The sequence below is a fragment of the Mesotoga sp. UBA5847 genome (assembly GCF_002432735.1).
Lineage (GTDB): Bacteria > Thermotogota > Thermotogae > Petrotogales > Kosmotogaceae > Mesotoga.
Genome location: NZ_DJGL01000095.1, coordinates 1 through 3,034, shown reverse-complemented (window position 1 = coordinate 3,034; position 3,034 = coordinate 1). Strand labels below are relative to the sequence as shown.

General features: G+C 47.6%; 1 protein-coding gene. It reads left to right on the top strand.

Features of this window, described 5'->3' with window-relative positions:
* Positions 1-640 precede the first annotated feature (640 nt).
* The gene (locus tag B3K91_RS12100) at positions 641-2,914 is read left to right on the top strand and encodes a TOTE conflict system archaeo-eukaryotic primase domain-containing protein (protein WP_292595294.1); all 2,274 of its coding nucleotides are present in this window, start codon (positions 641-643) and stop codon (positions 2,912-2,914) included.
* Positions 2,915-3,034: the final 120 nt, after the last annotated feature.

The window sequence follows — 3,034 nt, the reverse complement described above, 5'->3', positions numbered from 1 at the left end:
CGAAGGACGGTTCTCCACAGCGCTCAGCAGGTCCTCGTTCTTAAGCGTATAGCGGATCGTCATGGCGAGATCCCGCACAGGAGCACTGCGGGATGACCCTGAACAGGCGCATTTCAGGGCAAGCTAAGTGAGTGGATTCTGGGGCGGGCTCTACGGGATGACGGGTCGAAGGGTTCTGATTCTCGCCTTCTCGTGAGCGCAGCGAACGTCTCGACATTGCTCTTTCTCGATCGAATGGTCTTAGCGGTGAACAGGTTCTTGTTCTTGGACTGTTGACGGAGGACTGATCTCTTCAAAGCGTACCGCAGAAATCCTCCTCAATGGAAACGGATGAATCTTCAAAAACCGACAGTAACCTCACAGTTCATTTCCTCTGCTTCCTTGGCTCTTAATTGCACACAATATAAACAGTTCATATATTGGGATCGTAAATGTAAAGTAATTCCTGAGCGTTGTTGACTCTTCAGGAACATCTTAGCGTTGCAGATTTGCTTTGCAGTAACTGGAATTCAGAACAAAAGCCGTCAAGAACCTCTGCTTCAACATCATGAATCAGTGGAGTTGATTCCTGACAACCACACGAGTAGGCTAATGCACTTTTCGGTCATCTTTTGTATACTATAAATGAGGGAGTTGCTTTATGGACAATGATCTCCAGAGACTGAAAAAACGAATAGAGGAGCTTGAAGCCGTTAATGAACGTTTGAGACAGAAGACGGCAGCCCGAACAAATGGCAGTTCGAAGGTATCACACTATTCATCGCCTGATGAGAAGATTTCCCTCTACAGATCTCTTTTCTTTGGCAGGCAGGATTTGTATGCACTTCGATGGGAAGGAGCAGATGGTTCTTCCGGGTACCAGCCAGTTTGCAAGAACATCTGGAAGAAGGGCATTTGCAGGAAACCTCAGATCAAGTGCACTCAGTGCGATTCGAGAGAATTCGCGCCGCTTACTGATCGGGTGATCTACAATCATCTTTCAGGAAAGATCTCGATAGGTATTTATCCGCTCATTGAAGACGAAACATGCAGGTTCCTTGCCGCCGATCTAGATGGAGAAAGCTGGATGGATGATGCACGTGCCTTCATGAACGCATGTGCAGCTTTTTCCGTTCCGGTGTATTTGGAGAGATCGAGATCCGGTAAGGGTTGTCATCTCTGGTTCTTCTTTAGCGAGCCGATTAGGGCATCGCTCGCTAGAAAGATGGGCTTTTCTTTGCTCGCGAAGGTCCTGGAACATCGACCGAGGCTCTCATTGAGCTCTTATGACAGGTTCTTTCCGAACCAGGATACTATGCCAAAGGGCGGACTGGGTAATCTGATCGCTCTCCCTCTGCAGGGAATGTTGCGCAAAGCGGAAAACACAGTTTTCCTGGATAAAGATTTCGAACCCTATGATGATCAGTGGGCCTTTCTCTCATCTATAAAACGCATCAGCCACAAAGAAGTTGCGCGTATTCTGCGAGACATTTCTGATGACAGTGACGGGAACAGATTTTCTGTGACCGTTGTAAATACTAAGCCGATTCCTGAAGAGGTCACTCTAAAGCTTGACAGCGTTATAAGGATTGAGAAGGATTCTTTGCCGCCCTCGATTATGGGTGAGTTGCTGAAGCTTGCCACATTCGACAATCCTGAGTTTTTCAGGGCTCAGGCTATGAGGCTTCCCACTTACAACAAACCAAGACGAATCAACTGCGCAGAAGAAGATGAGATCGACTTTCTCTTGCCGAGAGGCTGTCTGGACGATTCAATTGACCTTCTGAAAAGCAACGGAATCGATGTGAAGCTTGAAGATAAGCGCTGCAGCGGAAGTCATGTCAATGTCGCCTTCTGCGGGAATCTGACAAAGGAACAGGATACGGCTGCCAATGAGATGTTGGAGCATGATTTCGGTATTCTCTGCGCTCCTACGGGTTCCGGAAAGACTGTAATCGCCTTGAACTTGATCGCGCAGCGAAAGAGAAGCACACTCATTCTCGTTCATCGAAGAGAGCTTCTGAGACAGTGGGAGGAGAGCGTGCAAGAGTTCCTGCAGGTCGCTCCTGATGAGATAGGACAGATTGGGCAAGGAAAGAATACGGCAAAAGGGATTCTTGACATTGCTCTAATACAGACACTTAGCCGAAATGAGGATTCTCTGAAGAATCTTCCGGATTATGGGCATGTTATCGTCGATGAATGCCAGCACATTCCCGCCTTCACACTTGAAAGAGTTATCAGGAGCATTCCGGCGCAGTATGTGACAGGTCTGACGGCCTCGCCAAAGAGAAGAGATGGCCACGACCCTATAATGTTCATGCAGTGCGGCCCTATTAGGTACAGGATCACTAGAAAGGGGAATTTCTTCTTCGAACGAACGTATGTGCCTAGGCAGACCGGTCTTGAAACACAACCAGATTCCAAACCCAAAGAGATCTACAAAGCGATCGAAACCGATAGGGGTAGAAATGTCCTAATATGCAACGACATTAGGAAGGCCATAGAAGCAGGAAGGTATTGTCTAGTCTTCTCTGAGAGGGTTCTTCATATCGAGACTCTTTACGAGATGCTGGGTGGTTTGGAGAACAGGATCTTTCTCTTACACGGGAAGCAGTCAAAGAAGATACAGAGCGAGAATCTCAACAGTTTCAGAAACGCTGACAACGGTCTCGCACTGCTTTCAACAGGAAGATATCTAGGGGAGGGATTCGATGACCCAAGACTTGACACTCTCTTCCTCACCTTTCCGATTTCCTGGAAGGGTGTTCTTCAGCAATATGCAGGAAGACTGCACAGAGAAAACTTTGGGAAACATGAGGTCAGAATATACGACTACGTAGATGAGAATGTCCCTATGCTGAAGAAGATGTTTGAAAACCGCAAGAAGGGCTATAAAGCTCTGGGATATAAAGAATTCATCGATGTCCTGTGAGATCAAGTAAGGAAGAGATAAACACGAGAGTCGAGGCCGACTTCGTCGGGAAGTGATGCTAATTGATTAGACGCAAGGCGCCGAAAAGCATCGGCGGACGCAATGCCGGCGAAGAACATG

Excerpts from the sequence above, each read along its gene's own strand:
- B3K91_RS12100 (WP_292595294.1), top strand. The coding sequence starts at position 641 with ATGGACAATGATCTCCAGAGACTGAAAAAACGAATAGAGGAGCTTGAA.